The 26,323-nt window shown below is 72.3% G+C and carries 29 protein-coding genes; 14 read left to right on the forward strand and 15 right to left on the reverse strand.

Annotated elements, in window-relative coordinates:
- Positions 1-4: 4 nt before the first annotated feature.
- From CP976_RS06450 to CP976_RS06465, 4 genes are read right to left on the reverse strand one after another with little or no spacing between them, the layout of a single operon-like run.
- Complete coding sequence (locus CP976_RS06450; protein WP_150479450.1) at positions 5-1,210, reverse strand: sensor histidine kinase; 1,206 nt, start codon at positions 1,208-1,210, stop codon at positions 5-7.
- Entirely contained in the window at positions 1,207-2,919 is a 1,713-nt protein-coding gene (locus tag CP976_RS06455; protein ID WP_150479451.1) for a sodium/solute symporter, read from the reverse strand. The genes CP976_RS06450 and CP976_RS06455 overlap by 4 nt, the downstream gene beginning before the upstream one ends.
- The gene (locus CP976_RS06460) at positions 2,916-3,278 is read right to left on the reverse strand and encodes a hypothetical protein (protein WP_086853243.1); all 363 of its coding nucleotides are present in this window, start codon (positions 3,276-3,278) and stop codon (positions 2,916-2,918) included. Before CP976_RS06460 ends, CP976_RS06455 begins: the two co-directional genes overlap by 4 nt.
- Before the next feature lie 2 nt (positions 3,279-3,280).
- Entirely contained in the window at positions 3,281-4,030 is a 750-nt protein-coding gene (locus tag CP976_RS06465) for a LytR/AlgR family response regulator transcription factor (protein WP_086599212.1), read from the reverse strand.
- 122 nt (positions 4,031-4,152) lie between these two features.
- Between CP976_RS06465 and CP976_RS06470 the strand changes: the two genes are divergently transcribed.
- The 5 genes from CP976_RS06470 (at position 4,153) to CP976_RS06490 (ending at position 11,001) form a co-directional block, all read left to right on the forward strand.
- Positions 4,153-4,668: an Lrp/AsnC family transcriptional regulator gene (locus CP976_RS06470; RefSeq protein WP_150479452.1), complete on the forward strand. Its 516-nt coding sequence runs from the start codon at positions 4,153-4,155 to the stop codon at positions 4,666-4,668.
- Between the two features lie 126 nt (positions 4,669-4,794).
- Positions 4,795-5,616, forward strand: a complete 822-nt coding sequence (gene ddaH / locus CP976_RS06475; RefSeq protein WP_150479453.1) for a dimethylargininase — start codon at positions 4,795-4,797, stop codon at positions 5,614-5,616.
- Entirely contained in the window at positions 5,613-6,848 is a 1,236-nt protein-coding gene (gene rocD, locus CP976_RS06480) for an ornithine--oxo-acid transaminase (protein WP_150479454.1), read from the forward strand. The genes ddaH and rocD overlap by 4 nt, the downstream gene beginning before the upstream one ends.
- Positions 6,849-7,214: 366 nt before the next feature.
- Positions 7,215-9,695, forward strand: a complete 2,481-nt coding sequence (locus CP976_RS06485) for a SpoIIE family protein phosphatase (RefSeq protein ID WP_150479455.1) — start codon at positions 7,215-7,217, stop codon at positions 9,693-9,695.
- A gap of 64 nt (positions 9,696-9,759) precedes the next feature.
- A complete protein-coding gene (locus CP976_RS06490; protein ID WP_150479456.1) occupies positions 9,760-11,001 on the forward strand; it encodes a PP2C family protein-serine/threonine phosphatase in 1,242 nt (413 codons plus the stop codon).
- A gap of 7 nt (positions 11,002-11,008) precedes the next feature.
- Here CP976_RS06490 and CP976_RS06495 read toward each other — a convergent pair whose 3' ends face one another.
- Positions 11,009-11,464, reverse strand: a complete 456-nt coding sequence (locus CP976_RS06495) for an RpiB/LacA/LacB family sugar-phosphate isomerase (protein ID WP_150479457.1) — start codon at positions 11,462-11,464, stop codon at positions 11,009-11,011.
- Positions 11,465-11,783: 319 nt separating this feature from the next.
- Between CP976_RS06495 and CP976_RS06500 the strand changes: the two genes are divergently transcribed.
- Together CP976_RS06500 and CP976_RS06505 are read left to right on the forward strand one after the other, a co-directional pair.
- Positions 11,784-12,506: a lysophospholipid acyltransferase family protein gene (locus tag CP976_RS06500; RefSeq protein ID WP_150479458.1), complete on the forward strand. Its 723-nt coding sequence runs from the start codon at positions 11,784-11,786 to the stop codon at positions 12,504-12,506.
- A 58-nt stretch (positions 12,507-12,564) separates the two neighbouring features.
- Entirely contained in the window at positions 12,565-13,590 is a 1,026-nt protein-coding gene (locus CP976_RS06505; RefSeq protein WP_229876073.1) for an NAD-dependent epimerase/dehydratase family protein, read from the forward strand.
- 8 nt (positions 13,591-13,598) lie between these two features.
- Here the strand turns inward: CP976_RS06505 and CP976_RS06510 are convergent, their stop codons facing one another.
- From CP976_RS06510 to CP976_RS06540, 7 genes are all read right to left on the reverse strand, one after another.
- Entirely contained in the window at positions 13,599-14,363 is a 765-nt protein-coding gene (locus CP976_RS06510) for an urease accessory protein UreD (protein ID WP_229876070.1), read from the reverse strand.
- Positions 14,360-15,049 (reverse strand): urease accessory protein UreG, encoded by a 690-nt coding sequence (gene ureG / locus CP976_RS06515; protein ID WP_150479460.1) that lies wholly within the window; start codon positions 15,047-15,049, stop codon positions 14,360-14,362. The genes CP976_RS06510 and ureG overlap by 4 nt, the downstream gene beginning before the upstream one ends.
- 60 nt (positions 15,050-15,109) lie before the next feature.
- Entirely contained in the window at positions 15,110-15,784 is a 675-nt protein-coding gene (locus CP976_RS06520; protein WP_150479461.1) for an urease accessory protein UreF, read from the reverse strand.
- Between the two features lie 10 nt (positions 15,785-15,794).
- On the reverse strand, positions 15,795-17,516 hold the full coding sequence (locus CP976_RS06525; protein ID WP_150479462.1) for an urease subunit alpha: 1,722 nt from the start codon (positions 17,514-17,516) through the stop codon (positions 15,795-15,797).
- Positions 17,509-17,820: an urease subunit beta gene (locus CP976_RS06530; protein WP_086852527.1), complete on the reverse strand. Its 312-nt coding sequence runs from the start codon at positions 17,818-17,820 to the stop codon at positions 17,509-17,511. The genes CP976_RS06525 and CP976_RS06530 overlap by 8 nt, the downstream gene beginning before the upstream one ends.
- Before the next feature lie 11 nt (positions 17,821-17,831).
- The gene (locus CP976_RS06535) at positions 17,832-18,134 is read right to left on the reverse strand and encodes an urease subunit gamma (RefSeq protein WP_086852524.1); all 303 of its coding nucleotides are present in this window, start codon (positions 18,132-18,134) and stop codon (positions 17,832-17,834) included.
- Positions 18,135-18,247: 113 nt separating this feature from the next.
- Positions 18,248-18,895 carry a TetR/AcrR family transcriptional regulator gene (locus CP976_RS06540; protein WP_150479463.1) on the reverse strand — a complete coding sequence of 216 codons (648 nt, stop codon included), beginning with the start codon at positions 18,893-18,895 and terminating at the stop codon, positions 18,248-18,250.
- Between the two features lie 143 nt (positions 18,896-19,038).
- On the opposite strand from CP976_RS06540, the gene CP976_RS06545 reads away from it, so the two are divergent.
- Positions 19,039-20,031, forward strand: coding sequence for an ABC transporter permease (locus CP976_RS06545; protein ID WP_150479464.1), 993 nt, complete (start codon positions 19,039-19,041; stop codon positions 20,029-20,031).
- 84 nt (positions 20,032-20,115) lie between these two features.
- Here CP976_RS06545 and CP976_RS06550 read toward each other — a convergent pair whose 3' ends face one another.
- Entirely contained in the window at positions 20,116-20,412 is a 297-nt protein-coding gene (locus CP976_RS06550) for a type II toxin-antitoxin system Phd/YefM family antitoxin (RefSeq protein ID WP_150479465.1), read from the reverse strand.
- A gap of 89 nt (positions 20,413-20,501) precedes the next feature.
- Between CP976_RS06550 and CP976_RS06555 the strand changes: the two genes are divergently transcribed.
- The 4 genes from CP976_RS06555 to CP976_RS06570 all read left to right on the forward strand — a co-directional run bounded on the left by CP976_RS06555 (position 20,502) and on the right by CP976_RS06570 (position 23,202).
- Positions 20,502-21,137 carry an ATP-dependent Clp protease proteolytic subunit gene (locus tag CP976_RS06555; RefSeq protein ID WP_150479466.1) on the forward strand — a complete coding sequence of 212 codons (636 nt, stop codon included), beginning with the start codon at positions 20,502-20,504 and terminating at the stop codon, positions 21,135-21,137.
- Positions 21,138-21,143: 6 nt separating this feature from the next.
- Positions 21,144-21,452 (forward strand): hypothetical protein, encoded by a 309-nt coding sequence (locus CP976_RS06560; protein WP_150479467.1) that lies wholly within the window; start codon positions 21,144-21,146, stop codon positions 21,450-21,452.
- A 552-nt stretch (positions 21,453-22,004) separates the two neighbouring features.
- Positions 22,005-22,478, forward strand: a complete 474-nt coding sequence (locus tag CP976_RS06565; RefSeq protein WP_150479468.1) for a C40 family peptidase — start codon at positions 22,005-22,007, stop codon at positions 22,476-22,478.
- 82 nt (positions 22,479-22,560) lie between these two features.
- Complete coding sequence (locus CP976_RS06570; protein ID WP_150479469.1) at positions 22,561-23,202, forward strand: DUF6328 family protein; 642 nt, start codon at positions 22,561-22,563, stop codon at positions 23,200-23,202.
- On the opposite strand, the gene CP976_RS06575 is transcribed toward CP976_RS06570, so the two are convergent.
- Positions 23,138-23,767: a LysE family translocator gene (locus tag CP976_RS06575; protein WP_150479470.1), complete on the reverse strand. Its 630-nt coding sequence runs from the start codon at positions 23,765-23,767 to the stop codon at positions 23,138-23,140. The genes CP976_RS06570 and CP976_RS06575 overlap by 65 nt on opposite strands.
- A gap of 92 nt (positions 23,768-23,859) precedes the next feature.
- On the opposite strand from CP976_RS06575, the gene CP976_RS06580 reads away from it, so the two are divergent.
- Positions 23,860-24,786: a LysR family transcriptional regulator gene (locus CP976_RS06580; protein WP_150479471.1), complete on the forward strand. Its 927-nt coding sequence runs from the start codon at positions 23,860-23,862 to the stop codon at positions 24,784-24,786.
- Here CP976_RS06580 and CP976_RS06585 read toward each other — a convergent pair.
- The gene (locus CP976_RS06585; protein WP_150479472.1) at positions 24,772-25,242 is read right to left on the reverse strand and encodes an ATP-binding protein; all 471 of its coding nucleotides are present in this window, start codon (positions 25,240-25,242) and stop codon (positions 24,772-24,774) included. The genes CP976_RS06580 and CP976_RS06585 overlap by 15 nt on opposite strands.
- Before the next feature lie 214 nt (positions 25,243-25,456).
- Here CP976_RS06585 and CP976_RS06590 point away from each other — a divergent pair, with 214 nt between their 5' ends.
- Positions 25,457-26,317, forward strand: a complete 861-nt coding sequence (locus tag CP976_RS06590; RefSeq protein ID WP_150479473.1) for a helix-turn-helix domain-containing protein — start codon at positions 25,457-25,459, stop codon at positions 26,315-26,317.
- Positions 26,318-26,323 lie beyond the last annotated feature (6 nt).

The raw sequence follows: 26,323 nt of genomic DNA on the forward strand, positions 1-26,323 counted from the left end.
GAGCTCACTCCGGGATCAGCCGTCCGGCCGAATGCACGCCCGGCTGGTACTTCGGGAGCCGGACGGTGATCTTCATTCCCGCACCCGTGGCGGTCTCGATGACGAGGCCGTGGTCGTCGCCGTAGACCTGGCGGAGCCGGTCGTCGACGTTGGAGAGCCCTATGCCGCCCGAGGGGCTGACCTCGCGGGCGAGGATACGGCGGAGCAGTCCGGGGTCCATGCCGGCGCCGTCGTCCTCGATGACGACCAGGGCCTCGGCGCCCGCGTCCTGGGCCGTGATCTGGATGTGGCACTTGTCGGCCTTGCCCTCCAGGCCGTGCTTGACGGCGTTCTCGACGAGCGGCTGGAGGCACAGGAAGGGCAGGGCGACGGGCAGCACCTCCGGGGCGATCTGGAGGGTGACGGAGAGGCGGTCGCCGAAGCGTGCCCGCACGAGCGCCAGGTAGTGGTCGATGGCGTGGAGTTCGTCGGCGAGGGTGGTGAAGTCACCGTGCCGGCGGAACGAGTAGCGGGTGAAGTCGGCGAATTCCAGGAGCAGTTCGCGGGCGCGCTCGGGGTCGGTGCGGACGAACGAGGCGATCACCGCGAGCGAGTTGAAGATGAAGTGCGGGGATATCTGGGCCCGCAGCGCCTTGATCTCGGCCTCGATGAGGCGGGTGCGGGACTGGTCCAGGTCCGCGAGCTCCAGTTGTACGGACACCCAGCGGGCCACCTCGCCGGCCGCCCGGACGAGGACCGCGGACTCGCGGGGCGCGCAGGCGACGAGGGCGCCGTGCACGCGGTCGTCGACGGTGAGCGGGGCGACGACCGCCCAGCGCACCGGGCAGTCGAGGAGGTCGCAGGTCAGCTGGAAGGCCTCGCCGCGGCCGGTCTCCAGAGGGCCGGCGAGGCGTTCCATGATCTCGGTGCGGTGGTGGGCGCCGTCGCCGTCCCAGACCAGGACCTGTTTGCGGTCCGTCAGGCAGAGGGCGTCGGTGCCGAGCAGGGAGCGCAGTTTCCGGGCGGACTTGCGGGCGGTCTCCTCCGTCAGCCCGGCCCGCAGCGGGGGCGCGGCGAGGGTGGCGGTGTGCAGGGTCTCGAAGGTGGCGTGTTCGACGGGGGTGCCCAGGCCACCGAGGCTCTGGGGGCGTGCCGTGCGCCGGCCGAGCCAGACGCCCAGGGCGAGCACCGGGAGTACGGCGACGCACAGGCCGGCCAGGAATCCGCTCATGCCGACACCTCCGTGCGCAGTTCCTCGGGCAGGTGGAACCGGGCCAGGACCGCCGCCGTGCCCGGCGGCACCCGGCCGGGGGTGGCCAGGGACACCAGGATCATGGTGAGGAAGCCGAGCGGCACCGACCAGAGCGCGGGCCAGGCGAGCAGGGCGTGCAGCGTGCCCTCGCCCGGGTAGCCCGTCATGGTCGCGGCGACGGCGAGCAGGGCCGAGCCGCCGCCGACCAGCATGCCGGCGGCCGCGCCGGGCGGGGTGAGCCGCCGCCACCAGATGCCGAGGACGAGCAGCGGGCAGAAGGAGGACGCGGACACGGCGAAGGCGAGCCCCACCGCGTCGGCGACCGGGAGGCTGCCGACCAGGACGCTCGCCGCGAGGGGCATGGCCATCGCGAGGACGGTCCCGAGCCGGAAGTGCCGTACGCCCCGCGCGGGCAGGACGTCCTGGGTGAGCACGCCCGCGACGGCCATGGTGAGCCCCGAAGCGGTGGACAGGAACGCGGCGAAGGCGCCGCCCGCCACCAGCGCGCCCAGCAGATCGCCGCCCACTCCCCCGATGATGCGGTCGGGCAGGAGGAGGACGGCGGCGTCCGTGTCGCCGGTGAGGGTGAGTTCGGGGGCGTAGATGCGGCCGAGGGCGCCGTAGACGGGCGGCAGGAGGTAGAAGGCGCCGATCAGGCCGAGGACCGCGACGGTGGTGCGGCGGGCGGCGACGCCGTGCGGGCTGGTGTAGAAGCGGACCACGACGTGCGGCAGGCCCATGGTGCCGAGGAACGTGGCGAGGATCAGCCCGTACGTGGCGTACAGCGGGCGTTCCTCGCCGCTCTCGGCCGGTGCGGGCGACAGGTCACCGCCGCCGCTGCGCTGCGCCTCGGGGACGGCCGCTCCCTCGGCGAACGTGAGCCGGGTGCCGCGTTCGACGCGGTGCGTGCCGGCGGGCAGGTCGAGGCGGGTGCCGGTGTGCGTGCGGCCGTCCACCGTGCCGGTCACCGTGACGGTGAGGGGCCGGTCCAGTTTCAGGTCGATGCTGTCGCCGACGCGGACGACGCGCTGCTCACGGAAGGTGGCCGGCTCGTCGAAGGCGTGGCGGGGGGCTCCGTCGCTCTGCCAGGCGAGGACCAGGAACAGGGCGGGGACCAGCAGGGCGGTGAGTTTCAGCCAGTACTGGAAGGCCTGGACGAAGGTGATGCTGCGCATGCCGCCGGCGGCGACGGTGGCGGTCACGACGACGGCGACGATCACTCCGCCGAGCCAGTCGGGCGCCCCGGTCAGCACCGTCAGGGTCAGTCCGGCGCCCTGGAGCTGGGGCAGCAGATACAGCCAGCCCACGCCGACGACGAAGGCACCGGCCAGCCGCCGTACGGCCTGGGAGGCGAGGCGGGCCTCGGCGAAGTCGGGAAGCGTGTAGGCGCCGGAGCGGCGCAGCGGGGCGGCGACGAAGAGGAGCAGGACCAGGTAGCCGGCGGTGTAGCCGACCGGGTACCAGAGCATGTCGGGGCCCTGCACCAGCACGAGGCCCGCTATGCCCAGGAAGGAGGCGGCGGAGAGGTACTCGCCGCTGATGGCGGCGGCGTTGAGGCGGGGGCCGACGGTGCGGGAGGCGACGTAGAAGTCGGAGGTGGTGCGGGAGATGCGCAGGCCGAAGGCGCCCACGAGGACCGTCGCGATGACGACCAGGGCGACGGCGGGGACGGCGTAATGGGAGTTCATCGGTCTTCGACGAGGCGTACGAAGTCGCGCTCGTTGCGCTCGGCGCGGCGGACGTACCAGCGGGCGAGCAGGACCAGCGGGGCGTAGAGGCCGAAGCCGAGGACGGCCCACTCCAGGCGGCGGGCGTCGGGCATCGCCGCGAACAGCAGCGGCAGGGGGCCGACGAGCAGGCCGAGGATCGCGAAGACCGTGAGGGCGGCGCGCAGCTGGGTGCGCATCAGGGAGCGGACGTAGGTGTGACCGAGGGTGGTCTGTTCGTCGATCTCGGTGCGCGGGCGGTAGTAGCCGGAGGTGGCCCGGCCGGCCTGGCGGGGCGGGCCGGTGACGACGACGCGGCGCTCGGTGTGATCCTGGGGCACCGTCACGGCCTCCTCATGAGCAGGTCGCGCAGTTCGCGCGTGTGGCGCCGGCTGACCTGGAGTTCCTCGGAGCCGACGAGGACGCTGACGGTGCCCGCGTCGAGGCGGAGTTCGCCGATGTGGCGCAGGGCGACGAGGTGGCGGCGGTGGATGCGGACGAATCCGCGGGAGCGCCAGCGCTCCTCCAGGGTCGACAGCGGGATGCGGACCAGGTGGCTGCCCTTGTCGGTGTGCAGGCGGGCGTAGTCGCCCTGGGCCTCGACGTGGGTGATGTCGTCGACGGCCACGAAGCGGGTCACGCCGCCGAGCTCGACGGGTATGTGGTCGGGGTCCGGCTCGCTCACGGGTATGCGGGGCGCGGTGCCGCGCAGCTCCGCGGCCCGCCGTACGGCCTCGGCGAGCCGTTCCTTGCGGACGGGCTTGAGGACGTAGTCGACGGCCTTGAGGTCGAAGGCCTGGACGGCGAAGTCCTCGTGGGCGGTGACGAACACGACGAGCGGCGGCCTGGCGAAGCCGGTGAGCAGCCGGGCCAGGTCGAGCCCGTCGAGACCGGGCATCTGGATGTCGAGGAAGACGACGTCGATCGCCTCGGGTCCGCCCGGACCGGATTCCAGGGCGCGGTTGATGCGGCGCAGCGCCTCGGTCGCGTCGCCGGCGCCCTCCGCGCTGCCGACGCGGGGGTCCGCGTGCAGCAGGTAGAGCAGTTCCTCCAGCGAGGGGCGTTCGTCGTCGACAGCCAGGGCACGCAGCATGAACCCGGAGTGTAGGGGCGATCCGCACGTCTTGACATGTGCCGGGGGTGGACGTCCGCGCGGGAGGAGGCGGCCTCGCCGGGCCGGGCGCGGGACGGGGTGCCGGTGGATACAGTGCCCGCATGAACAGCAGGTCCACGCCGTTCGACGAACTCGACCGGAAGATCATCACCGCGTTGATGGCGAACGCCCGGACGTCCTTCGCCGAGATCGGCACGGCGATCGGGCTGTCGGCCACGGCGGTCAAGCGCCGGGTCGACCGGTTGCGGGAAGGGGGCGTGATCACCGGGTTCACGGCCACGGTGAAGCCGTCGGCGCTGGGCTGGCGGACCGAGGCCTACGTCGAGGTGTACTGCGAGGGTGCGGCCCCGCCGCGACGGCTCGCCGAGGTCGTGCGCGACTACCCGGAGATCACCGCGGCGATGACGGTGACGGGCGGTGCGGACGCGCTGCTGCACGTGCGGGCGCGGGACGTGGAGCACTTCGAGGAGGTGCTGGAGCGGATCCGCCAGGAGCCCTTCATCCGGAAGACCATCAGCGTGATGGTGCTGTCCCATCTGCTCCCGGAGAGTCCGGAGGCTGGTGCCAGCCAGCCCGCGCCGGAGGAGTCCCCGGGCGGCGCAGCAGGCGTGCGCTGACCGGCGTCAAGACGCAGCATTCCTGCGCTGACGCGCAACTGATGTTCCTTGTCGGCCACCTCCCTCAGTTCCTACCTTGGTGTCAACCCCCAGTCACACACCGTGAGGAAGCGGAGGGACCCCTCTGTGCCCGACTCCCGTGTGCCGCGCCGGCGGCGCTACCTCGTCTGCGAGCCCAGACACTTCGCCGTGCAGTACGCGATCAACCCGTGGATGCGTCCCGGCGAACCCGTCGACGTCATCCGCGCGCTGGACCAGTGGCAGGCGCTGGTCGACGCCTACCGTGCCCACGGCCATACCGTGGACACTGTGAAACCCGTGCCCGGTCTGCCCGACATGGTCTTCGCCGCGAACGCGGCGGTCGTCGTCGACGGCCGCGTCTTCGGCTCCCTCTTCCACGCGCCCGAGCGCCGTCCCGAGTCCGTGCCGTACGAGGCGTGGTTCAAGTCGGAGGGCTACGAGGTGTATCACCCCGAGTCGGTGTGCGAGGGCGAGGGCGACCTGGTGCCGGCCGGCCGCTGGATCCTGGCCGGGACGGGCTTCCGTACCACCCGTGAGGCCCACAGCGAGGTGCAGGAATTCTTCGGGATGCCGGTGATCGGTCTGACGCTGGTGGACCCGTACTTCTACCACCTGGACACGGCGCTGTTCGTCCTCGACGACGACACCATCGCCTACTACCCCGAGGCGTTCTCGCCGGGCAGCCGCGAGGTGCTGTCCCGGCTGTACCCGGACGCGGTGCTCGCCACCCGCGAGGACGCGATGGCGTTCGGGCTCAACTCCGTCTCCGACGGGCGGCACGTGTTCATCTCACCGGGGGCGACGTGCCTGGCCGGCCGGCTCGCCGACCGTGGCTACGTCCCCGTCCCCGTCGACCTGTCCGAGTTCCAGAAGGCCGGTGGCGGCATCAAGTGCTGCACCCAGGAGATCCGGGAGATCCGCTCATGACCGCACCCGTCCGTACCCAGGACTCGCCGGAGACCCGCGGCTCCGAGGAGCTCATCCGCGCGGAGGAGCCGGTCCTCGCGCACAACTACCATCCGCTGCCCGTGGTCGTCTCCCGCGCCGAGGGCACCTGGGTGGAGGACGTGGAGGGGCGGCGCTACCTCGACATGCTGGCCGGCTACTCGGCGCTGAACTTCGGCCACCGGCACCCGGCGCTGATCGAGGCCGCCCACCGCCAGCTCGACCGGCTGACCCTGACGTCCCGCGCCTTCCACAACGACCGGCTCGCCGAGTTCGCGGAGCGGCTGGCGGCGCTGACCGGGATGGACATGGTGCTGCCCATGAACACCGGTGCGGAGGCGGTGGAGAGCGGGGTGAAGGTGGCCCGCAAGTGGGCGTACGACGTCAAGGGCGTCCCGGCCGACCGGGCGACGATCGTGGTCGCGGCGGACAACTTCCACGGCCGTACGACGACGATCGTCAGCTTCTCCACGGACGAGACGGCGCGGCAGGGGTTCGGCCCCTTCACGCCGGGTTTCCGGATCGTGCCGTACAACGACCTGGCCGCGCTGGAGGCGGCGGTCGACGAGACGACGGCGGCCGTGCTGATCGAGCCGATCCAGGGCGAGGCGGGGGTGATCATTCCGGACGACGGCTACCTGGCCGGCGTGCGCGAGCTGACCCGCCGCAAGGGGTGTCTGTTCGTCGCGGACGAGATCCAGTCCGGGCTCGGCCGTACGGGCAGCACGCTGGCGGTCGAGCACGAGTCGGTCGTGCCGGACGTGGTGCTGCTGGGCAAGGCGCTGGGCGGCGGCATCGTGCCGGTGTCCGCGGTGGTCGGGCGCCGGGAGGTGCTCGGGGTGCTGCACCCCGGGGAGCACGGGTCGACCTTCGGCGGCAACCCGCTGGCGGCCGCGGTCGGCACGGCGGTGGTCGAACTGCTGGAGACGGGCGACTTCCAGCGCCGCGCGACCGAGCTGGGCGCGATCCTGCGGGACGGCCTGACCGGGCTGGTCGGCAAGGGCGTCGTCGGCTTCCGCTCGCGGGGCCTGTGGGCGGGCGTCGACATCGACCCCGCGCTCGGCACGGGCCGCGAGATCAGCGAGCGCCTCATGCGGGAGGGAATCCTGGCCAAGGACACCCACGGCTCCACGATCCGCCTGGCCCCACCGCTCACCATCACGGCCGAGGAGCTCGAGGGGGCGCTCGGGTCGCTGGAGAAGGTGTTGCGGTAAGAGGCGCGGCGCTGCGGCGCAGGCCGCCGTGGCGGGGGCTGATGGCGGGGCGCCGCCTGGCGGAGCGTCGAGGTCGGAGGTCGCCTGACGGGCGGGCGATGACGGAGGCCGCCAGGCAGGGGGCGAGGCCGGAGGCGCCAGACGGTGGGGCGGGTTGCCCGAGGCCGCCCGGCATGAAGGCAGGGAGTTGGATGTGCCTGGGAGGGGGCGGGGTCGGAGGCCGCCAGGCAGGGGGCGGGTTGTCCGAGGTCGCCAGACAACGCCCCAAGCCGCCCCGACCGGCCGCACAAGCCGCCCCCACATGCCGGAAGGGTGAAGATTGAGGCAAGAGGTGGTAGACCACTCTCAGCGACAGAGAGGTCGGCCGTGGGCGAACACGAGGAGTACGGCGTTGCCCGGCAGCGGTTCGATGTGGCCGACGCCGCGCCCCTGTTGCTCGATCCGCAGGGCGTGGTGACGGGCTGGACCGGTGAGGCCGGGCGGCTGCTGGCGTACCCGGCCGCCGAGGCCGTCGGCAGGAAGCTGGCGGATCTGCTGACGGCCGAGGACGCGCAGCGCATGCCGGACCTGGTCGAGCGGTGCCGCAGGGACGGTGGCTGGACGGGGCTGCTGACGGCCCGCCGCCGGGACGGGCAGCCCGTGAGGGTCGCGGCCCGGATCACCTCGGCCGAGGAGGCGCACGGCGGCGCGCGCTGGCTGGCGCTGCTGTCGGAGCTGGCCGACGCGCCCGGCTGGGACATGAGCCGCACGGTGCTGGAACGGATGGTGTCCGACGCCCCGGTCGGTATCGCGATCGTGGACACGGACCTGCGTTTTGTATGGTCGAACGCGGCCCTGGAGCAGTTCGGCGGCGGACCGCCGGCCCGGCGGCTCGGTCTGCGCTTCGCGGACGTCCAGCCGGGCCTGGACGCCCAGGCGGTCGAGGCGCAGATGCGGCACGTGCTGGAGACCGGCGAGCCCGTGGTCGGGTACGAGCACGTGGGCCGCGTGCTGTCGGCTCCGCTGCGCGAGACCGCGCACATGCTGTCGTTCACCCGGCTCGAGGACGACCGGGGCCGCCCGATGGGCGTGTACTACACGGTCGTCGACATCACCGAGCGGCACCGCGCCCGGCAGCGGCTGGCGCTCCTGGACCGCGCCAACGAGAGCATCGGCCGCAGCCTGGACCTCACGCGCACCGCGCAGGAACTGGCCGACGTGGCCGTGCCGGGACTGGCCGACCTCGTCACCGTGGACCTGCTGGAGACGGTGCTGCGGGGCGCCGAGCTGACGCCCGGGCCGCTCGTGGACACCGATCGGGTGGCGCTGCGCCGGGCGGGCAACAGGGCCACGGAGGAGTGCGGCCCGGAGGCCGTCGTCGGGATCGGCGAGGTGACGGCGTACCCGGCCGGGTCGCCCCCGATCCGCTGCCTGACCACCGGACGGCCCTGGCACGCGGAGCGGCTCGATCCACTGGACCGGGTGTGGGTCACGGACGTCCCGGGCGGCCGACGGCCCGCGTTCTCGGAGCTGGGCCTGCACAGCGTGATGATCGTGCCGGTCCGGGCGCGCGGCACCACCCTGGGCATCACCACCTTCTTCCGGCGCCACGGCCGGGAACCCTTCGACGAGGAGGACCTGCGGCTGGCCGAGGACCTCGTCTCCCGCGCGGCCGTCTGCGTGGACAACGCCCGGCGCTACACGCGCGAGCGCGACGCCGCGCTCGTCCTCCAGCGCAGCCTGCTCCCCCACCGGCTCCCCGAGCAGGACGCGGTCGAGGCGGCCGCGTGCTACCGGCCGGCCGACGAGCTGACCGGCCTGGGCGGCGACTGGTACGACCTCATCCCGCTGTCCGGGGCGCGCGTCGCGCTCGTCGTGGGCGAGGTGCCCGGGCACGGCATCGACGCCGCCGCGGCCATGGGGCAGTTGCGGACGGCCGTACGGACGCTGGCCGCTCAGGATCTGCCGCCCGAGGAGGTGCTGGCGCACCTCGACGACCTGGTGGCGCGGTCGGCCCGGGAAGAAGGCGCCGAACCGGGCGCGGCGGGCTCCGCGGGCACGCAGTGCGTGGGCGCCGGGTGTCTGTACGTCGTCTACGACCCGGTCGACGGCGGATGCTCGATGGCCGCCGCGGGGCATCCCGCACCGGCCGTGGTGCTGCCCGACCGCTCCGTCACGTTCATCGATCTTCCGCAGGGGCCACCGCTCGGCGTGGGCGGTCCGCCGTTCGAGGCGGTCGAGCTGTCCCTCGTGGAGGGCAGCACCCTCGCCCTGCACACCGACGGGCTGCTGGCCCGGGCGGAGACCTGGGCCGTCGACGCCGGCCGGGAACGCCTGCGCCGGGCGCTGGAAGGGGCGGGCCCGCTGGACGCGCGCTGCCGGGACGTCGTCGACGCGCTGGTTCCGGCGCGCCCGTACGACGACGTGGCCCTGCTGATGGCCCGTACGAAACGCCTCGGCACCGAGCAGGTCGCGGCCTGGGACCTGGACCCCGACCCGGCACTCGTCGCCGACGCCCGCCGCACGGCCACCCGGCAGCTCGCCCACTGGGGGCTGGACGAGCTGGCGTTCACGACCGAACTGGTGGTGAGCGAGCTGGTCACCAACGCCATACGGCACGCCACCGGGCCCATCCGGCTCCGTCTGATCCGGGAGCGCGCCCTGGTCTGCGAGGTCCTGGACAGCGGCGCCACCGCGCCCCATCTGCGCCACCCCCGTACGACGGACGAGGGCGGGCGCGGTCTGCTGCTGGTCTCCCAGCTCACCCAGCGGTGGGGCACGCGGTTCGTCGCCGACGGGAAGATCATCTGGGCCGAGCAGTCCTTGACGGAGCTCGCCGAGCTGCCCGTGGCGGCGCTCCTGGAGTGACGCCCGGGCCCGGTTCTCCCATACCGTGGGAAACTGGTCTCCCGGCAGTGGTGAGGCGGCGGCCATGACGGATTCGGCGATCGACTACACGGCGGTGTTCCAGACCCTGCCCGGCATGGTGGCGCTGCTGACGCCCGAGCTGGTGTACGCGGACGTCAACGACGAGTTCGTCCGGGTGTCCGGGCGCTCCCGCGAGCAGCTGGTCGGGCGCTACCTGTTCGACGTCTTCCCCGACAACCCCAACGACCCCGCCTCGACGGGCATGCGCAATCTCGAAGCCTCGTTGTACCGGGTCCTGGCGACCGGGGAGCGCGACGCCATGGCCCTCCAGCGTTACGACGTCGAGGATCCCGAGCGGCCCGGGGAATGGCACGAGCGCTACTGGAGTCCGGTGAACGCGCCGCTGCTCGGCCCCGACGGCAAGGTGGCGCTGATCCTGCACCGTGTCGAGGAGGTCACGGAGCTGATCCGGGCCCGGGGCCGCTCGGGAGGGGGCCGGGGCGGCCGGTCCCGGGTCCTGGAGGCCGAGCTGTACACCCGCGCCCGCGAGCTCCAGGAGCTCAACGAGCGGCTGCGTCAGGCGCACTCCCGGGAGCGCGAGGTGGCGCTGGCCCTCCAGGAGGCGATGCTGCCCGCCCGCCGTCAGGTCAGCCCCCACCACCGGGCCGCCGTCCGGTACCGGCCCGCCGTGGGCGCGCTCAACGTGTGCGGGGACTGGTACGACCTGGTCGACCTGGTCGACGGCCACCGCGTCGGCGTGTCCGTGGGCGACGTGGTCGGGCACGGGCTGGAGGCCGCCGGTGTCATGGGCCAGCTGCGCAGCGCGCTCAGCGCGGCCTCCCGGGTCGCCGAGGGCCCGGCCCAGGCCCTGGACGTACTGGGGCGCTACGCCCACGTGGTCGACGGCGCCGAGTCGGCGACCGCCGTGACGACCTTCATCGACTTCATCCGGCACACCATCACCTACAGCAGCGCCGGCCATCTGCCGCCCGTGCTGGTCCACCCCGACGGCCGCGCCGAGTTCCTCGACGGCGCCACCGACACGCCGCTCGACGCCCGCCCCGACCCGATTCCGAGACCCCAGGCCCAGACGGCCTTCACTCCGGGCGCCACTCTGGTGCTCTACACCGACGGCCTGGTCGAGCGGCGCGGCGAGGACATCGACACCGGCCTGGCCCGTCTCGCGGACGCGCTGGACCGGAACCGGGACCAGGATCCCGAGACCCTCGCCGACACGGTCCTGCTGGAACTGCTGCCGCCCGGCGGCGCCACCGACGACACCGCGCTGATCGTCGTGCGGCTGTGAGGGTGACCTACCGGCGCGTGTTGCCGTGGTCGAGCAGCCTGACGCGGTCCACGTTCTGCCGGTCCTCGGCGTCCGCGCTGGGCTCGCCGGCGAACCACGCGTCGAGGATCTCCTTCAGCAGCGGCTCGGACGTGAGCCGCAGGCTGAGCGCGAGGACGTTGGCGTCGTTCCAGCGGCGCGCCCCGTCGGCCGTGTAGGCGTCCGTGCACAGGGCGGCCCGGACGCCCGGCACCTTGTTCGCGGCGATCGAGGCGCCCGTGCCGGTCCAGCAGCACACCACGGCCTGGTCGGCCGTCCCGTCGGCGACCTCGCGGGCCGCGGCCTCGGAGCACACCGCCCACTGGGGGTCGTCCCCGGGACGCAGCGCGCCGTGCGGGCGCACCTCGTGCCCTCGCTCGCTCAGCGCGGCCACGAGGGAGCGGGCGACGGGCTCGTCCATGTCCGAGGAAACAGAGATCCGCATGTTTCGCAGACTACTCGGGAAGGCCGCAAGAGCCAGTGGTTGGCCAGGCACCCCTCGTATCCCGCCACGCCACCCGTTCGGCTTGCCGGTCACCCGGGTGGAGCAGCACGCTGGTCCCGCGGTCCTCCCCAGCCGCATGAGCACCATCGGATGCACCTCACTGACTGACCGTCAGTCAATCGGTGAAGGATCGGCGCGGTCCCGTCGCACGAGGTGCCCGGTGGCCATGCCTGCACCTACACTGGCACCCCACGACATGCCGGTTGACCTGCTGGAACGCGGCGGTTGAGTCCACCGCAAGAGTCGAGGAGCGCCCGCTTTGTTCTATTACCTGCTGAAATACGTGCTGCTCGGGCCGCTGCTGAGGCTGGTCTTCCGGCCTCGAATAGAAGGCCTGGAGCACGTTCCGGCGGAGGGCGCCGCCATCGTCGCCGGCAATCACCTGTCGTTCTCGGACCACTTCCTGATGCCCGCCGTCCTCAAGCGGCGCATCACCTTCCTCGCGAAGGCCGAGTACTTCACGGGCCCGGGCATCAAGGGCCGGCTGACGGCGTCGTTCTTCCGCAGCGCCGGGCAGATCCCCGTCGACCGCTCGGGCAAGGACGCCGGGCAGGCGGCGATCCGCGAGGGCCTCGGCGTGCTGAGCAAGGACGAGTTGCTCGGCATCTACCCGGAGGGCACGCGCTCGCACGACGGCCGGCTCTACAAGGGCAAGGTGGGCGTCGCGGTCATGGCCCTCAAGGCCGGTGTCCCGGTCATCCCCTGCGCGATGATCGGCACCTTCGAGGCCCAGCCGCCCGGCAAGGTCATCCCCAACGTCCACCCCGTCGTGATCCGCTTCGGCAAGCCCCTCGACTTCTCCCGCTACGAGGGCATGGAGAGCGAGAAGGCCATCCTGCGCGCCGTCACCGACGAGATCATGTACGCGATCCTCTCCCTGTCCGAGCAGGAGTACGTCGACCAGTACGCGGCCGTCGTGAAGGCCGAGGAGGCCGCGGCCGCCGCGAAGGAGCGGAAGTTCCCGCGCCTGCCGCTCACTTGAGGCTCTGCTGTCGGCAGAAGCCGTCTCCCCGGCCGTCCCGCCCCTCTACGGTCGCAGCATGAGACGTGCTGTGGTGATCGGGGCCGGCGGGCAGATAGGACGGCCCGCGGTGGAGGCGCTGGCGCGGGACGGCTGGGAGGTGACGGCCGCGTCGCGCCGCGGGGCCCGGGACGAGAGCTGGCCCGGCGAGGTACGGACGCGGCGGCTGGACCGCGCGGACGACGCAGCGCTCGGCGCGCTGATCGGTGACGACTGCGACCTCGTGGTCGACATCGTCGCCTACGGGGCCGGGCACGCTCGGCAGTTGACCGGACTGGCCGACCGCGTCGGCTCGGCCGTGGTCGTGTCGACGGTGTCGGTGTACGGGGACGGCACGGGCCGCGGCTTCGACACGATGAGCGAGCCGGGCGGCTTCCCGCAGTACCCCGTGCCCGTACGGGAGGACCAGCCGACGGTCCCGCCGGGGGACGCCACGTACAGCACCGGCAAGGCCGCCCTGGAGAGGGAACTCTTCGCGGCGGGCGACCGGTTGCCCACGACCCTGCTGCGCGCGGGCGCGATCCACGGTCCCCACAGCCCGCTCCCCCGCGAGCTGTACTTCGTGAAACGGAACCTCGACGGCCGGCGAAGGAGGGTGCTCGCCCACCGGGGTGAGAGCCTCTTCCACACGTCGGCCGCCCGCAACATCGCCGAACTGATCCGGCTGGCGGCCGCCCGGCCCGGCTCGCGGGTGCTCAACGCCTGCGATCCGCAGCCTCCGACGGTGGCCGAGATCGGGTCGGCGGTGGACGCGGTGATGGGGGTGGAGACGGAGACCGTCCTGGTGGACGGGGCCGCACCCTCGCCGTCCGTGGGCAGCTCGCCCTGGTCGGTGGAGCTGCCGGTGGTCTTCGACATGTCCGCCGCGGAACGGGAGTTGGGCTACCGGCCGGTCGTGTCCTACCCCGAGAGCCTGCCGGAGACGGTCGACTGGCTCACCCGCCGGCTGTCCGGGCAGGACTGGCGGGAGGCGTTCCCGACTCTCGCACGGATCTACCCGGACCTGTTCGACTACACGGCGGAGGACGCCTGGTTCGGGGAGTGAGCGGATCTCTACATCCGCACGAGTGAGGCCAGCGCCTCGTCGAGCAGCCGTCGCAGCCGCAGCGCGTCCGGCGCCACGGCGGTCACCAGGGCGGCGGGACCGGCGAGCGGGACGACCGAGGCCCCTTCCCCCAGCGCCCGGGCCGGCACCGGCTCGGCGGCGAACTCCGGTCGTACGACGATCAGTTGCCCGACCGCCCGATGCCCCGCGAGTACCGCGGGACCGTCCCAGCCGCCCGGCGCGCCGGGCCCGCAGGCCAGTTCCTGGTCGAGCACGGCCTGCCCGGCGACCCGTACGGTCAGCCGGCTCGTCAGCCGCCCGGGTTCCTCACCCACCCTCCCGAGCACCTGCTCCTCGCGCAGCACGAGCCGGGCCGTGGCGGCGAGTTCGATGCGGGTCGTGACGTACAGGTCGCTGCCCTGGGCGGAGATCAACTGCTCAGGCAGCCAGTGCAGTTCGGCCTGGTCGGCGACGTCGAGCCGGACATCGTAACGGGCCTCTCCCTTGGTCTGCCCCGGCAGGGCGATGGTGGCGGCGGCCGAGCCGACGGACAGCCGCGCACCCTCCTCCACCCGGGCCCGCACGGTGAAGTGGTCGCCGCCGAGCGGTCCGCTCATCGCCCCGACCAGCATGACCCGCGCCTCGGCCCCGCTCCCGCGGGTGCGCCGCAGCGCCAGCGGCCCGTCGCTCTCCAGCACGGGCAGGGCCGTCCCGCCCCGGCCGTCGTCCCGGGCGACGATCGTCGCGACGGACCGCACCCCGGAGCTGTTCACGCTCCTGCCGCCCACGCGGCGAGCTGCGCACGCACCCAGGCGGCGACGTCCGCCACCCCGGGCTCGCTCCGCAAGGACTGGAAGACGACCGGCAGTTCGGCACGCTGCGCCTTGGCGTCGGCCGCCATCCGGGCGAGGTCGGAACCGACGTACGGGGCGAGGTCGGTCTTGTTGACGACGAGCAGGTCGGCGGTGGTCACGCCCGGCCCGCCCTTGCGCGGAATGTCGTCGCCCCCCGCCACGTCGATCACGAAGATCTGCGCGTCGACGAGCCCCTTGGAGAAGGTCGCGGTGAGGTTGTCCCCACCGGACTCCACGAGGACCAGGTCCAGCGGCCCGACGGCGTCCTCCAGGTCCTCCACCGCTTCCAGGTTGGCGGAGATGTCGTCCCGGATCGCGGTGTGCGGACAGGCTCCCGTCTCCACCGCCGTGATCCGCTCGGGCGGCAGCACGGCCTCCCGGAGCAGGAACTCGGCGTCCTCGCGGGTGTAGATGTCGTTGGTGACGACCGCGAGGGACAGCTCGTCCCGCAGCGCGCGGCACAGCGCGGCGACGGTGGCGGTCTTCCCGGACCCGACGGGCCCGCCGAGTCCGATCCGCAGGGCCCTGCGGCCGCCGTCGGGCCGCAGGGCGTCGGCGCTCACGGCGCCGGGACCGTCGTGGGTGTGGTCGTGGTCGAGGTGCATGGGGCGGCTCCTACGTTCTTGTCCGACTGATTTCGAGTGGTGGGCTGGGGGGGGTTCTGCCTAGGAAGCGAACAGCCGCACGGGCCAGCCCGCGTGTATCTCCGCCCCGATCTCCAGCAGCGGCGCCGACCCCGCAGGCAACGCGTCGACGCCCTCGTCGACCACCCTCCGCGCCGCCTCCACCGCCCGGTCCACCACGCGGTCCGTCTCCGGCGCCAGCCGGGCCAGCACCCCCGTCGCGTCGAAGGGATCCAGACTCAGCAACCGCACCGTCGCCGTGGCCGGCCCGCTGACGCTCTCGTACGCCGCGCAGTACGCAGCGTCGACCGGCCCGAGACCGGCCGCCCGCGCCGCCAGCCCGAGCACCACCGGCTGATGCGCCCCCTTGGGAAACTCCCTGGCCAGCGCGTCCAGTTCGGCGGACGGCCAGGTCGCCCGGGCGGCCCGCATCAGCTGCCGCCCCAGCTTGCGCGCGGCGACGCGCAGCGCGGGCGAGGGCGTACGGGCGTCCGCGGCACGGTCCAGTGCCACGGGGTCGATCCCCAGCGCGGCGGCCGCCGCCAGGGCCGCCGCCACCGAGCCGGCCGTCTGCAGCCGCCCCCGGCAGAAGTCCGCCAGGCTCGCCGCCCCGCTGATCCGGCCGGCCTTGACCGCCGCCTCCGCGCCGCCGGAGTGGGCGTGGCCGCCGGCGGGAAAGCGGCCGTCGGCCAGGACGAGAAGTGCCGCACGTGACATCAGGACGTCCTCAGAACAGGAAGTACCGCTGGGCCATGGGCAGTTCGGCCGCCGGTGCCGCCTCGACCAGCTCGCCGTCGATGTGCACGGCGAAGCTGTCGGGATCGACCCGTACCTCGGGCCGGGCGTCGTTCTCCCGCATGTCGGCCTTGGTCACTCCGCGCGTCGACTCGATCGCCACGAACCGCTTCCCGAGGCCGAGCCGCTCCGGCAGCCCGTCCTCGACGGCCAGGGGGGCGACGAAGTTCAGGGAGTTGGCTGCGGGTGCCCGCCCGATCGCCCCGAACATCGGGCGCGGCAGGACCGGCTGTGGCGTGGGGATCGAGGCATTGGCGTCGCCCATCTGCGCGTAGGCGATCTGCCCGCCCTTGAGCACGAGCTGCGGCTTGACGCCGAAGAACGCCGGCTCCCACAGCACCAGGTCGGCCAGCTTGCCGCTCTCGACGGAGCCGATCTCCCGGGCCAGGCCCTGGGCGAGTGCCGGGTTGATCGTGTACTTGGCGACGTACCGGCGCGCCCGGCGGTTGTCGGCACGGCCGTCCCCGGGCAGCGCACCGCGGCGCCGCTTCATCACGTGGGCGGTCTGCCAGGTCCGCATGATGACCTCTCCCACGCGCCCCATGGCCTGGGAGTCGGAGGAGATGATCGAGATCGCGCCCAGGTCGTGCAGCACGTCCTCGGCGCCGATCGTGGACGGCCGGATCCGGGACTCGGCGAAGGCCAGGTCCTCCGGCACGGCCGGGTTGAGGTGGTGGCACACCATCAGCATGTCGAGGTGTTCCTCGGCGGTGTTGACGGTGAACGGCCGGGTCGGATTCGTGGAGCTCGGCAGCACGTGCGGCTCGGAGACCACGGTCATGATGTCCGGCGCGTGCCCGCCGCCGGCGCCCTCGGTGTGGTACGCGTGGATGCCCCGCCCGCCGATCGCGGCGAGTGTGTCGCCGACGAACCCGGCCTCGTTGAGGGTGTCCGTGTGGATGGCGACCTGGATGCCGGTCTGTCCGGCGACGGTCAGCGAGGCGTCGATGACGGCCGGGGTCGAGCCCCAGTCCTCGTGCAGCTTCAGTCCGAGTGCGCCGCCCCGGATCTGCGACAGCATCGCCTCGTGGGAGACGGTGTTGCCCTTGCCGAGCAGGCCGATGTTGAGCGGGTAGGCCTCCATGGCCTCCAGCATCCGCGCGAGATGCCAGGGCCCGGGGGTCACGGTGGTGGCCTTGGAGCCCTCGGCCGGGCCCGTACCGCCGCCGACGAGGGTGGTGACGCCCGAGGACAGCGCCTCGTCGGCGATCTGCGGGCAGATGAAGTGCACGTGGGCGTCGATCGCGCCCGCCGTGAGGATCCGCCCGTTGCCGGCGATGATCTCGGTCTCGGGGCCGATGACCAGGTCCGGGTGGACGCCGTCCATGGTGTCGGGGTTGCCGGCCTTGCCGATCCCGGTGATCCGCCCGTCCCGGATGCCGACGTCGGCCTTGACGATGCCCCAGTGGTCGATGATCACCGCGCCGGTGATGACGGTGTCCGGCGTGCCCTCCGCCCGGGTGGCACGCGCCTGGCCCATGGACTCGCGGATGACCTTGCCGCCGCCGAACACGGCCTCGTCACCGGCGAGCCCGGGCCCGCCGGAGCGATCCTCCTCGATCTCGACCAGCAGATCGGTGTCGGCGAGCCGGATCCGGTCGCCGGTCGTCGGGCCGAACAGGTCGGCGTACGCGGCACGCGAGATCTCAGGCATCGAGGGCACCTCCGGTCTCCCCGCGCAGACCGGGCACGACACGGGCGCCGGTCAGCGGAACGAGTTCGACGTCGACGGGGATCCCGGGTTCGAAGCGCACGGCCGTGCCGGCGGCGACGTTCAGCCGCTTGCCGCGCGCTGCGGCGCGGTCGAACTCCAGACCGGGGTTGGCCTCGGCGAAGTGGTAGTGGGAGCCGACCTGGACGGGCCGGTCGGCGGCGTTGAGGACGGTGAGCCGGGTGACCTCGCGGCCCTCGTTGTACGCAATCGGGTCGTCGGCGAAGAGGATCTCTCCGGGAATCATCGAGACCTCTCTCAGACGATGGGCTCGTGGACGGTGACGAGCTTGGTGCCGTCCGGGAAGGTGGCCTCGACCTGGACGTCGTGGATCATCTCCGGGACGCCTTCCATGACGTCGTCCCGGGTGAGCAGTTTGCGTCCGGAGGACATGAGTTCGGCGACGGTACGGCCGTCGCGGGCACCTTCGAGGATGTGCGACGTGATGAGGGCGACCGCCTCGGGGTGGTTCAGCTTCAGCCCGCGGGCCCGGCGCTTCTCGGCCACGTCGGCCGCCACGTGGATCAGCAGCCTCTCTTGCTCGTGCGGGGTCAGTTGCACGTCCCACCTCACAGTCCTCGCTCCGGACCGTGCGGGGCCCGGTTGCCGCGGCCACGGGGCAAAGTGCCAGGTGGCGTGGAGCGGCAGGCTAATTGGACCGCGTTTCGAGCACGTTAACCGAGCTGTGATCCACCGGTTGCGGCGTCCTCGCCCCGCATGCTCATCAGTGCCCGCAGACCGTCCCGGAGGATCTCGACCGGGGCCGGCCCGACGAGGGACTGCTGTGCGATGAACCCGAGCACGGCGGCGATCATCGTGCGGGCCACATCGTCCGGCGCCACGTCCGCCCGCATCATCCCGGCCTCCTGGTAGCCCTCGACGATCCTCCCCCAGGCCGCGCGGACCGAGCCGTAGCCCTCCCGCAGCAGGGCCGCGAGCTCCTCGTTGCGCAGCGTCTCCGTCCAGACCTGGATGACGAGCCGCGGAAAGGCGGGCCGGCCGTCGACGACCAGGGACTCACGAGCGGCGAGCGTCTTACCGAGGACGGAGGCGACGAGTTCGTCGGGCGGCGGGGGCGGACTCTGCCGGGCCGCTTCCTCGAAGGCTCCGCGGACCGACCCGAGCACCTCGGCGACGATCGCTCCGATCAGCTCCTCCTTGCCGCTGAAGTAGCGGTACACCGCACCCGCCGAAAGGTCGACCTCCTTCAGCACGTCCTGCATGGACGTGGCGTGAAAGCCGTTGCGGGCGAAGCAGAGCGCGGCGCCGTCGAGGATCTGGCGGCGGCGGGCGTCGAGATGTTCCTGGGACACGCGGGCCATGATCCCTAACGTAAAACGAATATTCATTCTTGACAAGCCACCGCGAGCGGAGCACGGTGAGAGCAGAGCAAAAACGAACGATCCTTCTTTTTAGCGCTCCAGCTCAGCTCCCGCTCCGGTTCCGCTCGCTTCAGGAGACCCTCATGCCTGCCCGCAACCGCCGACTGATCGCGGTCGTCGTCCTCGTGCCCGTCCTAGCAGCCCTCGCGTTGTGGGCCTTCGCCTGGCCGGCCTCCCGTACAGCACCCCGCGACCTGCCGCTGGGCGTGGCCGGATCGCCCGCCGCGGCGGCCCAGGTGGAGCGGCAGCTGGAGCGGCACGAGGGCGCCTTCGAGATCCACCGCTACGCCGACGAGGCCGCCGCCCGGGACGCCATCCAGGACCGCAGCGTCTACGGCGCCGTCGTGGTCACGCCGCAGGGGCCCGAACTGCTCACCGCGTCCGCGGCCGGACCGACTGTCGCACAGTTCCTCCAGCAGGCCGTGGCACAGCAGGCCGCCGCCGGGGGCGCACAGGTCGAGACGGTCGACGTCGTACCCACCCCCGCCAGTGATCCACGCGGCGCGGTGCTGAACGCCGCCGTACTGCCGCTCGCCCTGGCCGGCATCGCGGCGGGCGCGGTGGTCACCCTGCTGGGACTGCGCGGCGTCCGGGCCGTGCTCGCGCTGCTCGGCGCGTCCGCCCTGGTGGGCGCGGTCGCGGCCGGGATAGCGCACAGCTGGCTCGGGGCGCTCGGCGGCGACTGGTGGGCGGAGGCAGCGGTGCTCGGCCTGTCCACGGCGGCCGTCAGCGGTGCCGTCGCGGGCCTCGCCGCCCTGGTCGGCCCCGCCGGCACGGGCATCGGCGCCGCGTTGGTGATGCTGCTGGGCAACCCCTTCTCCGGCGCCACTTCGGCCCCGCAGATGCTGCCGGAGCCGGCCGGCGCGATCGGCCAGTGGCTGCCGCCCGGCGCGGGTACGACACTGCTGCGCTCGGTGTCGTTCTTCGACGGCGCGGCGGCGACCGGCCCCGCGCTGACCCTGACCTGGTGGGCGGCACTGGGCCTGGGTGCCGTACTGCTCGGCAGCTCGCTCCGGGCACGGAAGACGGGCAGTGAGCCCACGCCCGACCGGCGAGAGCCGTCGGCGGTCGGCTGACCACCGCCCCGCCGCGCGCCCGGGCGGCGTCACAGAAGCGACCGTGCGTCCCCGCCGCAGGCGGACGGGGATGCACGGTCGTTGTCAGGCCCTGCCGGCCCTCCGGTGCTCCGCCGCGATGCCGAACCGCTGGGGTTCGCCAGGAGCGGACGCGACCTCGCGGACCGTGGAGACCGCGCTGATCACCTGCTCCTCGGCAGGCTCCGCGAGTTCCGCGAGCTCCGCGGCCTCCTCCAGTCGCCGCAGGTCATCGGCTGAGACGAGGGCGACGAGGGGCTTGCCGTGCCGGGTGACGACGACGCGTTCACCGCCGTACACCACGCGGTTGATCAGGTCGGCGAGCTCAGCCCTGGCTTGTGTCACCGGAATCTCGTAGGCCATACAGCCATCATAACGTCATGTACGTCCTGTACATTTTTTACAGAGACAGCTGTCGCCGGAGACGGCTCTGCCGCGAGGAGGGGTTCACCATGACCCGACCGTCCGCCCGTTACGTGCTGCCCGAATTCACCGAACGCACGGCGTCCGGGCAACGGACCATGGATCCGTACTCGAAGCTCCTGGAGGAGCGGATCGTCTTCCTCGGGACGGCGGTGGACGAGACCTCGGCGAACGACGTGATGGCCCAGTTCATGTACCTCGAACACCAGGCCCCCGACCGCGACATCTCGCTCTACATCAACTCCCCCGGCGGCACCTTCCACGCCTTGTCGGCCATCTACGACACGATGCAGTACGTCTCCTGCGACGTGGAGACGATCTGCCTGGGCCAGGCCGGCGCGGCCCCCTCGGTGCTGCTGGCGGCGGGCACACCCGGCAAGCGATTCGCGCTGCCGGACGCGCGCCTGGTGCTCCATCAGCCCGCACTGCCCGAGCCGGTCCGCGGGCAGGCCAGCGATCTGGCGATCCAGGCCGACGAGTTGACCCGCATCCGGACCCGCATGGAGGAGCTGCTCGCGCGGCACACGGGCCGTACCCGGGAACAGGTCGGCGAGGACATCGAGCGGGACAGGGTCCTGACCGCCCAGGAGGCGGTGGAGTACGGCCTGGTGGACCGGATCGTCCCCCACCGCAAGGCCACCCTGGCCCCGCCGACCGGAGAGTGAGCGCCGGTGCTCCCGCCCGAACTGCCGCCACTGCCCGCGCTGACCCGCGCCGAGGCGGAGTTGATCGACCGTTATCTGGAGGTCGTCGACCTGCTCGGCCGGATCAACCCGGCGCTGCCCGGCGACACCTACCGCGGACTGCGCGCCGCCCAGGCCCTGGTGGGCAGGGCGACGGCGCTGCGTGACGCGCTGACCCTGATGCACCAGCGGGGTGAGACGGAACTGCACGCCGGCACGCTCGGCCGGGCGCTGCGGGTTCTGGACGGCGAGCGGCGCACGGCTCGCGTCAGCCTGCCCCCGGAATCCGTCAGTTGACGCGGATCCGTCGGCCCGGACGCCCGCCCTGCCGGCGGAGCGTCCGGGCCTGAGTCGAAACGGGCCGAACGACGTACCTCTGTTCGGAGTAGACAGGAGTCCATTTTTTGGGCCCTCGCAGTTGCGCAACGCGCGTAGCCGCAGGGCGGAATGGGACATTCCATGCCTGGTCCGGCCGCCCATGGACCTGTGGACGGTGGCTCGAACACAGACGTGTCCACCCGAACGGGTGAGTGGTGAGTAACAACACAAATCCCCGGTTCCGTTGGGATTTCGGGACAAGCATGAGTCAAGATCCCTGACTGACGACAAGCCCCCGCCACAGCGGCGGGGCGGTCCGGGCGGACGCCGAGTCCTGCCGCCGCCTGGATGACCGGTCGACAGGAGTGGATCGGCAGGAGTGGAGGACCCAAGCACGACGGGTCGCCGGGACGGTCACGCCACGACCGGGTCCGAGCAGCCCTTGGGGTGAAGCCGCGTCAGCGGCCGGGCAACTTCGCCAGCCCGAATCCGACAGGTCATCCTTCACAGGCGGCTGACGAAGGGTTGCGCATGACTGCGCTCAATCGTGTCCCGTCGCTCATGGTCCGGGCCGGTACGGCCTCGGCGCTCACCATCGCCGCGGTGGGCGGCTCCATAGTGGCCCCCGGCTTCTCCTCGGAGGCCTCGGCAGCCACCCATGGGACGAAGGCACTCCAGATCGCGGCCTCGAAGAAGGGTTCGCCCTACAAGTACGGGGCCACCGGTCCGCACAGGTTCGACTGCTCCGGGCTCACGCTCTACTCGTTCAAAAAGGCCGGCAAGAAGCTCCCCCGCACGGCCGCCCAGCAGTACAACAAGACACGCCACATCTCCTCCAAGAACCGCAAGGCGGGAGACCTGGTGTTCTTCCACTCGGGCAGCAACGTGTACCACGTGGGTATCTACGCGGGTAAGAACAAGCTCTGGCACGCCCCGAAGAGCGGGGACGTGGTGCGGCTCCAGAAGATCTGGACCAAGAGCGTCTGGTACGGGCGCGTGAAGTGATCCGCCCGGCGTGCGGCGGCGCCCCTGACGCGCCGCCGCACGCCGGAGCGTGACACGGTCTCAAGTGGTTACCCGTCACCCCATGGCCGAGCACCGTCCCTGCACCGCACGCGGCGAGACCCCGCTGCAACGCGCCGACCGGAACTTCGTCGAGCTGCTCCAGGAGCTCCGGGTCACCCAGACGGGTGTACAGATCCTGTTCGCGTTCCTGTTGTCGCTCGCGTTCACCTCGCGCTTCACGTCCCTCGACACGGTCCAGCGCGTCACCTACGTCATCACTCTGCTGCTGGCGGTCCTGGCAGCGGCGCTGTTCACCGCGCCGGCCGCGCTGCACCGCTCGCTCTTCCAGCAGGGCGCCAAGCCCCGCATCGTGCAGGTCTCCTCACGACTGGCCACCACCGGCCTGATCGTACTGGTGTTCGCCTTCAGCGGTTCGGTGCTGCTGGTGGTGGACGTGACGACCAGTCGGGTCGGCGGCATCGCCGCGGGCGCGGCGACGTTCCTGGTCTGTGTCGGCCTGTGGGGGCTGCTCCCCCGGCTGGTGCGGCGGGCCGGGCTGCGGGAGGAGATGCACGGCGGCCCCGGGCGGCCGGAAGCCACCGTGGAGGAGCCGGCGCCCCAGGGCACCGTCCGGATCCCCGCGCCGCTGCGCGGCACCATCAGCCAGCCCTCAGCGGTTCGAGAAGGAGCAGCACACCGAGAAGCGTCAGCGCGGCGCCGGTGACCCCCTCGACGGCCCGCGCGGCCCGTGGTTCGCGCAGCCACCGGCCCAGCCGGTCCACCAGCAGCGCCACGGCCGGGAACCACAGCAGGGCGAGGACCACCACGATCAGCGCCAGCAGCAGCGTCCGGGGCAGCGCGGGACTGCCCGCGGGCACGAACTGCGGCAGCAGACTGAGGAAGGTGATGGGCGCTTTCGGGTTCAGGGCGTTCGTGACGAAGCCCTGCCGCAGGGGACGCGCGGTGGACGAGACGGTACCGGTGGCTGCCACGGGCACGGCACGGGGCCGGCGCAGCGACCACAGCGTCCGCACTCCCAGGTACAGCACATAGCCGCCGCCCAGGAGCTGGAGCGCGCGGAACAGCGCGGGCACGGCGGCCAGGACCGCGGCGACGCCCGCCACCGCCAGCGCGGTGTGCAGAAGCAGCCCGCCCGCGATGCCGAGCGCGCAGGCGACGCCGGCACGGCGGGAGACCAGGGCGTTGCGCACGACGACCGTGAAGTCGGCGCCCGGCATGGCGACCATGCCCGCCGCCACCCCGGTGAAGGCGATGAGTTGTGCGTCCATACGGCCAGCCTGCCGGGCCGGAGCCTTCAGCAGGTATGTCGAATATCCTGGGCAGGCCTTAAGCACTGCTTTGGTCTGTGGAGGTCAGCGGCATGTACGACCCGACCCGGCTCGCGGCGCTGGTCGCCGTCGCGGAGGCCGGGTCGATCACCCGGGCCGCCGAGCGCCTCGGCTACACCCCGCCGGCGCTCTCCCAGCAACTGGCCAAGCTGGAGCGGGAGGCGGGCTCGGCGCTGCTGGTCCGGCATCACCGCGGGGCGCGGCTGACGGGCGCGGGCGAGCTGCTGGTGGCACGGGCCCGGCGCGTGCTCGACGAGCTGGAACTGGCCCGCCACGAACTGGCCCGGCTGGCCGGTCTGTCGGGGGGCCTCCTGAGGCTCGGGACGTTCCAGACGGCGGGCATCCATCTGCTGCCGCCGGTGCTCAGCGCGTTCCGGCGGGCTCACCCGGACGTGGAGCTGTCCGTCGCCGACCACGAACCGCCGACCGGTGTCACGGCGGTGGCCACCGGTGAGATCGACTTGGCCCTGACGCACACGTACGAGCCCGCCGACGCCCTGCCGCTGCCCGCCTCCGTGCGCATGGAGCCGGTCCTGGTCGAGGAACTGGTGCTGGTGACCGCCCCGGGGCATGCCCTCGCCGACGGCACGTCCAGGCTTCCCTTGGCGGAACTGGCGGGTCAGCCGCTGATCAGCATGGCGCCGGAGCATCCGTCCCGGCAGGGTGTGGAGGCGGCGCTGGCCGGGGCCGGGGCCAGCCCGTCGGTCCTGGTGTCGACGCCCGGGTATGCGCTGGTGTGCGCGCTGGTCAGCGCGGGACTCGGGGTGGGCGTCGTACCGGAGATGGTGGCGCGGACGTCGGTCACGCCGGTCGGGGTGCGCCCGCTCGGGGCGGGCGAGCTGCGCCGTACGATCTCGGTCGCCTACCGGGGCGAGGAGGCGGCGCCTGCCGTGGAGGCCTTCCGGGCCTTGTTGCGCGGGGCGTTCGGCCGCGCGCGGCACACGTCAGAGACGCGGTGAGCTCACGGCTCCTGCTGTCCCGCCGCCGTCACGGGCCGGGCCGGTCCACGGGAGTTCGATCGAGATGGTCTTGCCGCCCTCGCGGGTGGGGCGGATCCTGAGCCTGCCGCCGCACTCCGCGGTCAGCCAGCGGATGATGACGAGACCGCGGCCGTTGTCCTGCTGGACGGCGGCAGGCAGGCGTCTGGGAAGTCGTGGGTGGCTGTCCGTGACGCCGATGCGCAGGTGTTCGTCGCGGTCGAGTGCGATGTCCACCGTGAAGGTGGGCGACTGCCCGAAGGTGTGCTGGACGGCGTTGGTGGCGAGTTCGGAGATGATGAGCCGGATGGAGTCGGACACTTCCGTGTCCGCCGGCAGGCCCCACTCCGCCAGCGTGCCCACCACGTAGGCGCGCGCCGCGGAGACCGAGGCGGGATCGCTCGGCAGAGTGACGGATGCTTCCAGATGGTCTGCCATGGCGACGTCGTCCCTTTCCCAACGGGACCGCAGTCCGACACGGAGCGGAAGGTTCGAGTACGGTCCCGGACTGGTGCTTCGTCGCCAGAGTGCCACCAGAACACCCCTCAAGGGCGGCGATCCACCAAGATATGCATATATCTGTCGCTCAAAGCGGTGAACTCTGCGACGCGAGACCGTTTTTGGGTGGCTCGGAAGGAGTAAGGAGTAGCCCATGCAGCACGGTCCCGCGGTGCGCCGCCGGAAACTGGGCGCCGAACTTCGCGCGCTGCGCACCTCGGCGGGGCTCACCAGTGGTGAGGCGGCCCGGCTGGTGGGCTGGCACCAGTCGAAGGTCAGCCGTATCGAGACGGGCACGAGCGGGGTGAAACCGACCGATGTGCGGTTACTTCTCGACGCGTACGCCGTGGCGGACACGCAACTGCGCGAGCTGCTCATGATGTTGGCGGGGTCCGACGACAGCGGCGGCCGGCAGCACTGGTGGCACGCCTACCGCGGGGTGCTGCCGCCGACCTACCGGGACTTCATCAGCCTGGAGTCCCAGGCCGGGGCGATGCGCACGCTGGAGACCACCGTCGTCCCGGGCCTGCTCCAGACGCCCGAGTACGCCCGTGCGGTGACGAAGGCCGCGGTGGAGGGACTGTCGGAGGACCGGCTCGACACGCTGGTCGAGGTGCGGCTGGCCCGCCAGGACGTGCTGCGCGCGGATCCGCCGCTGGAACTGAGCGCCGTCCTGGACGAGGCGGTGCTGCGGAGGGAGGTGGGCGGGCCGGGGGTCATGGCCCGGCAGCTCGAACGACTGGTCGAGGCGGCGCGGCTGCCCCAAGTGCGGCTCCAAGTGCTGCCCTTCGCCGCCGGGGCGCACATCGGCGTCACCGGCCCTTTCGTTATCTTCTCATTTTCGAGCACATCTGATCTGGATGTGGTTGTTCTCGACCACTTGACGAGTAGCCTCTACCTCGAACGGAAAGAAGACCTCCAGGCCTACACGGAGGCCTTCAACGCCCTTCAGATCCACGCCCTTTCGCCCGAGGACTCGTTGGATTTCATCGCCGGGACAGCCGCCGGCGCGTAAGGAGGC

Origin of the sequence: Streptomyces coeruleorubidus, assembly GCF_008705135.1 — a bacterium.
Lineage (GTDB): Bacteria > Actinomycetota > Actinomycetes > Streptomycetales > Streptomycetaceae > Streptomyces > Streptomyces coeruleofuscus.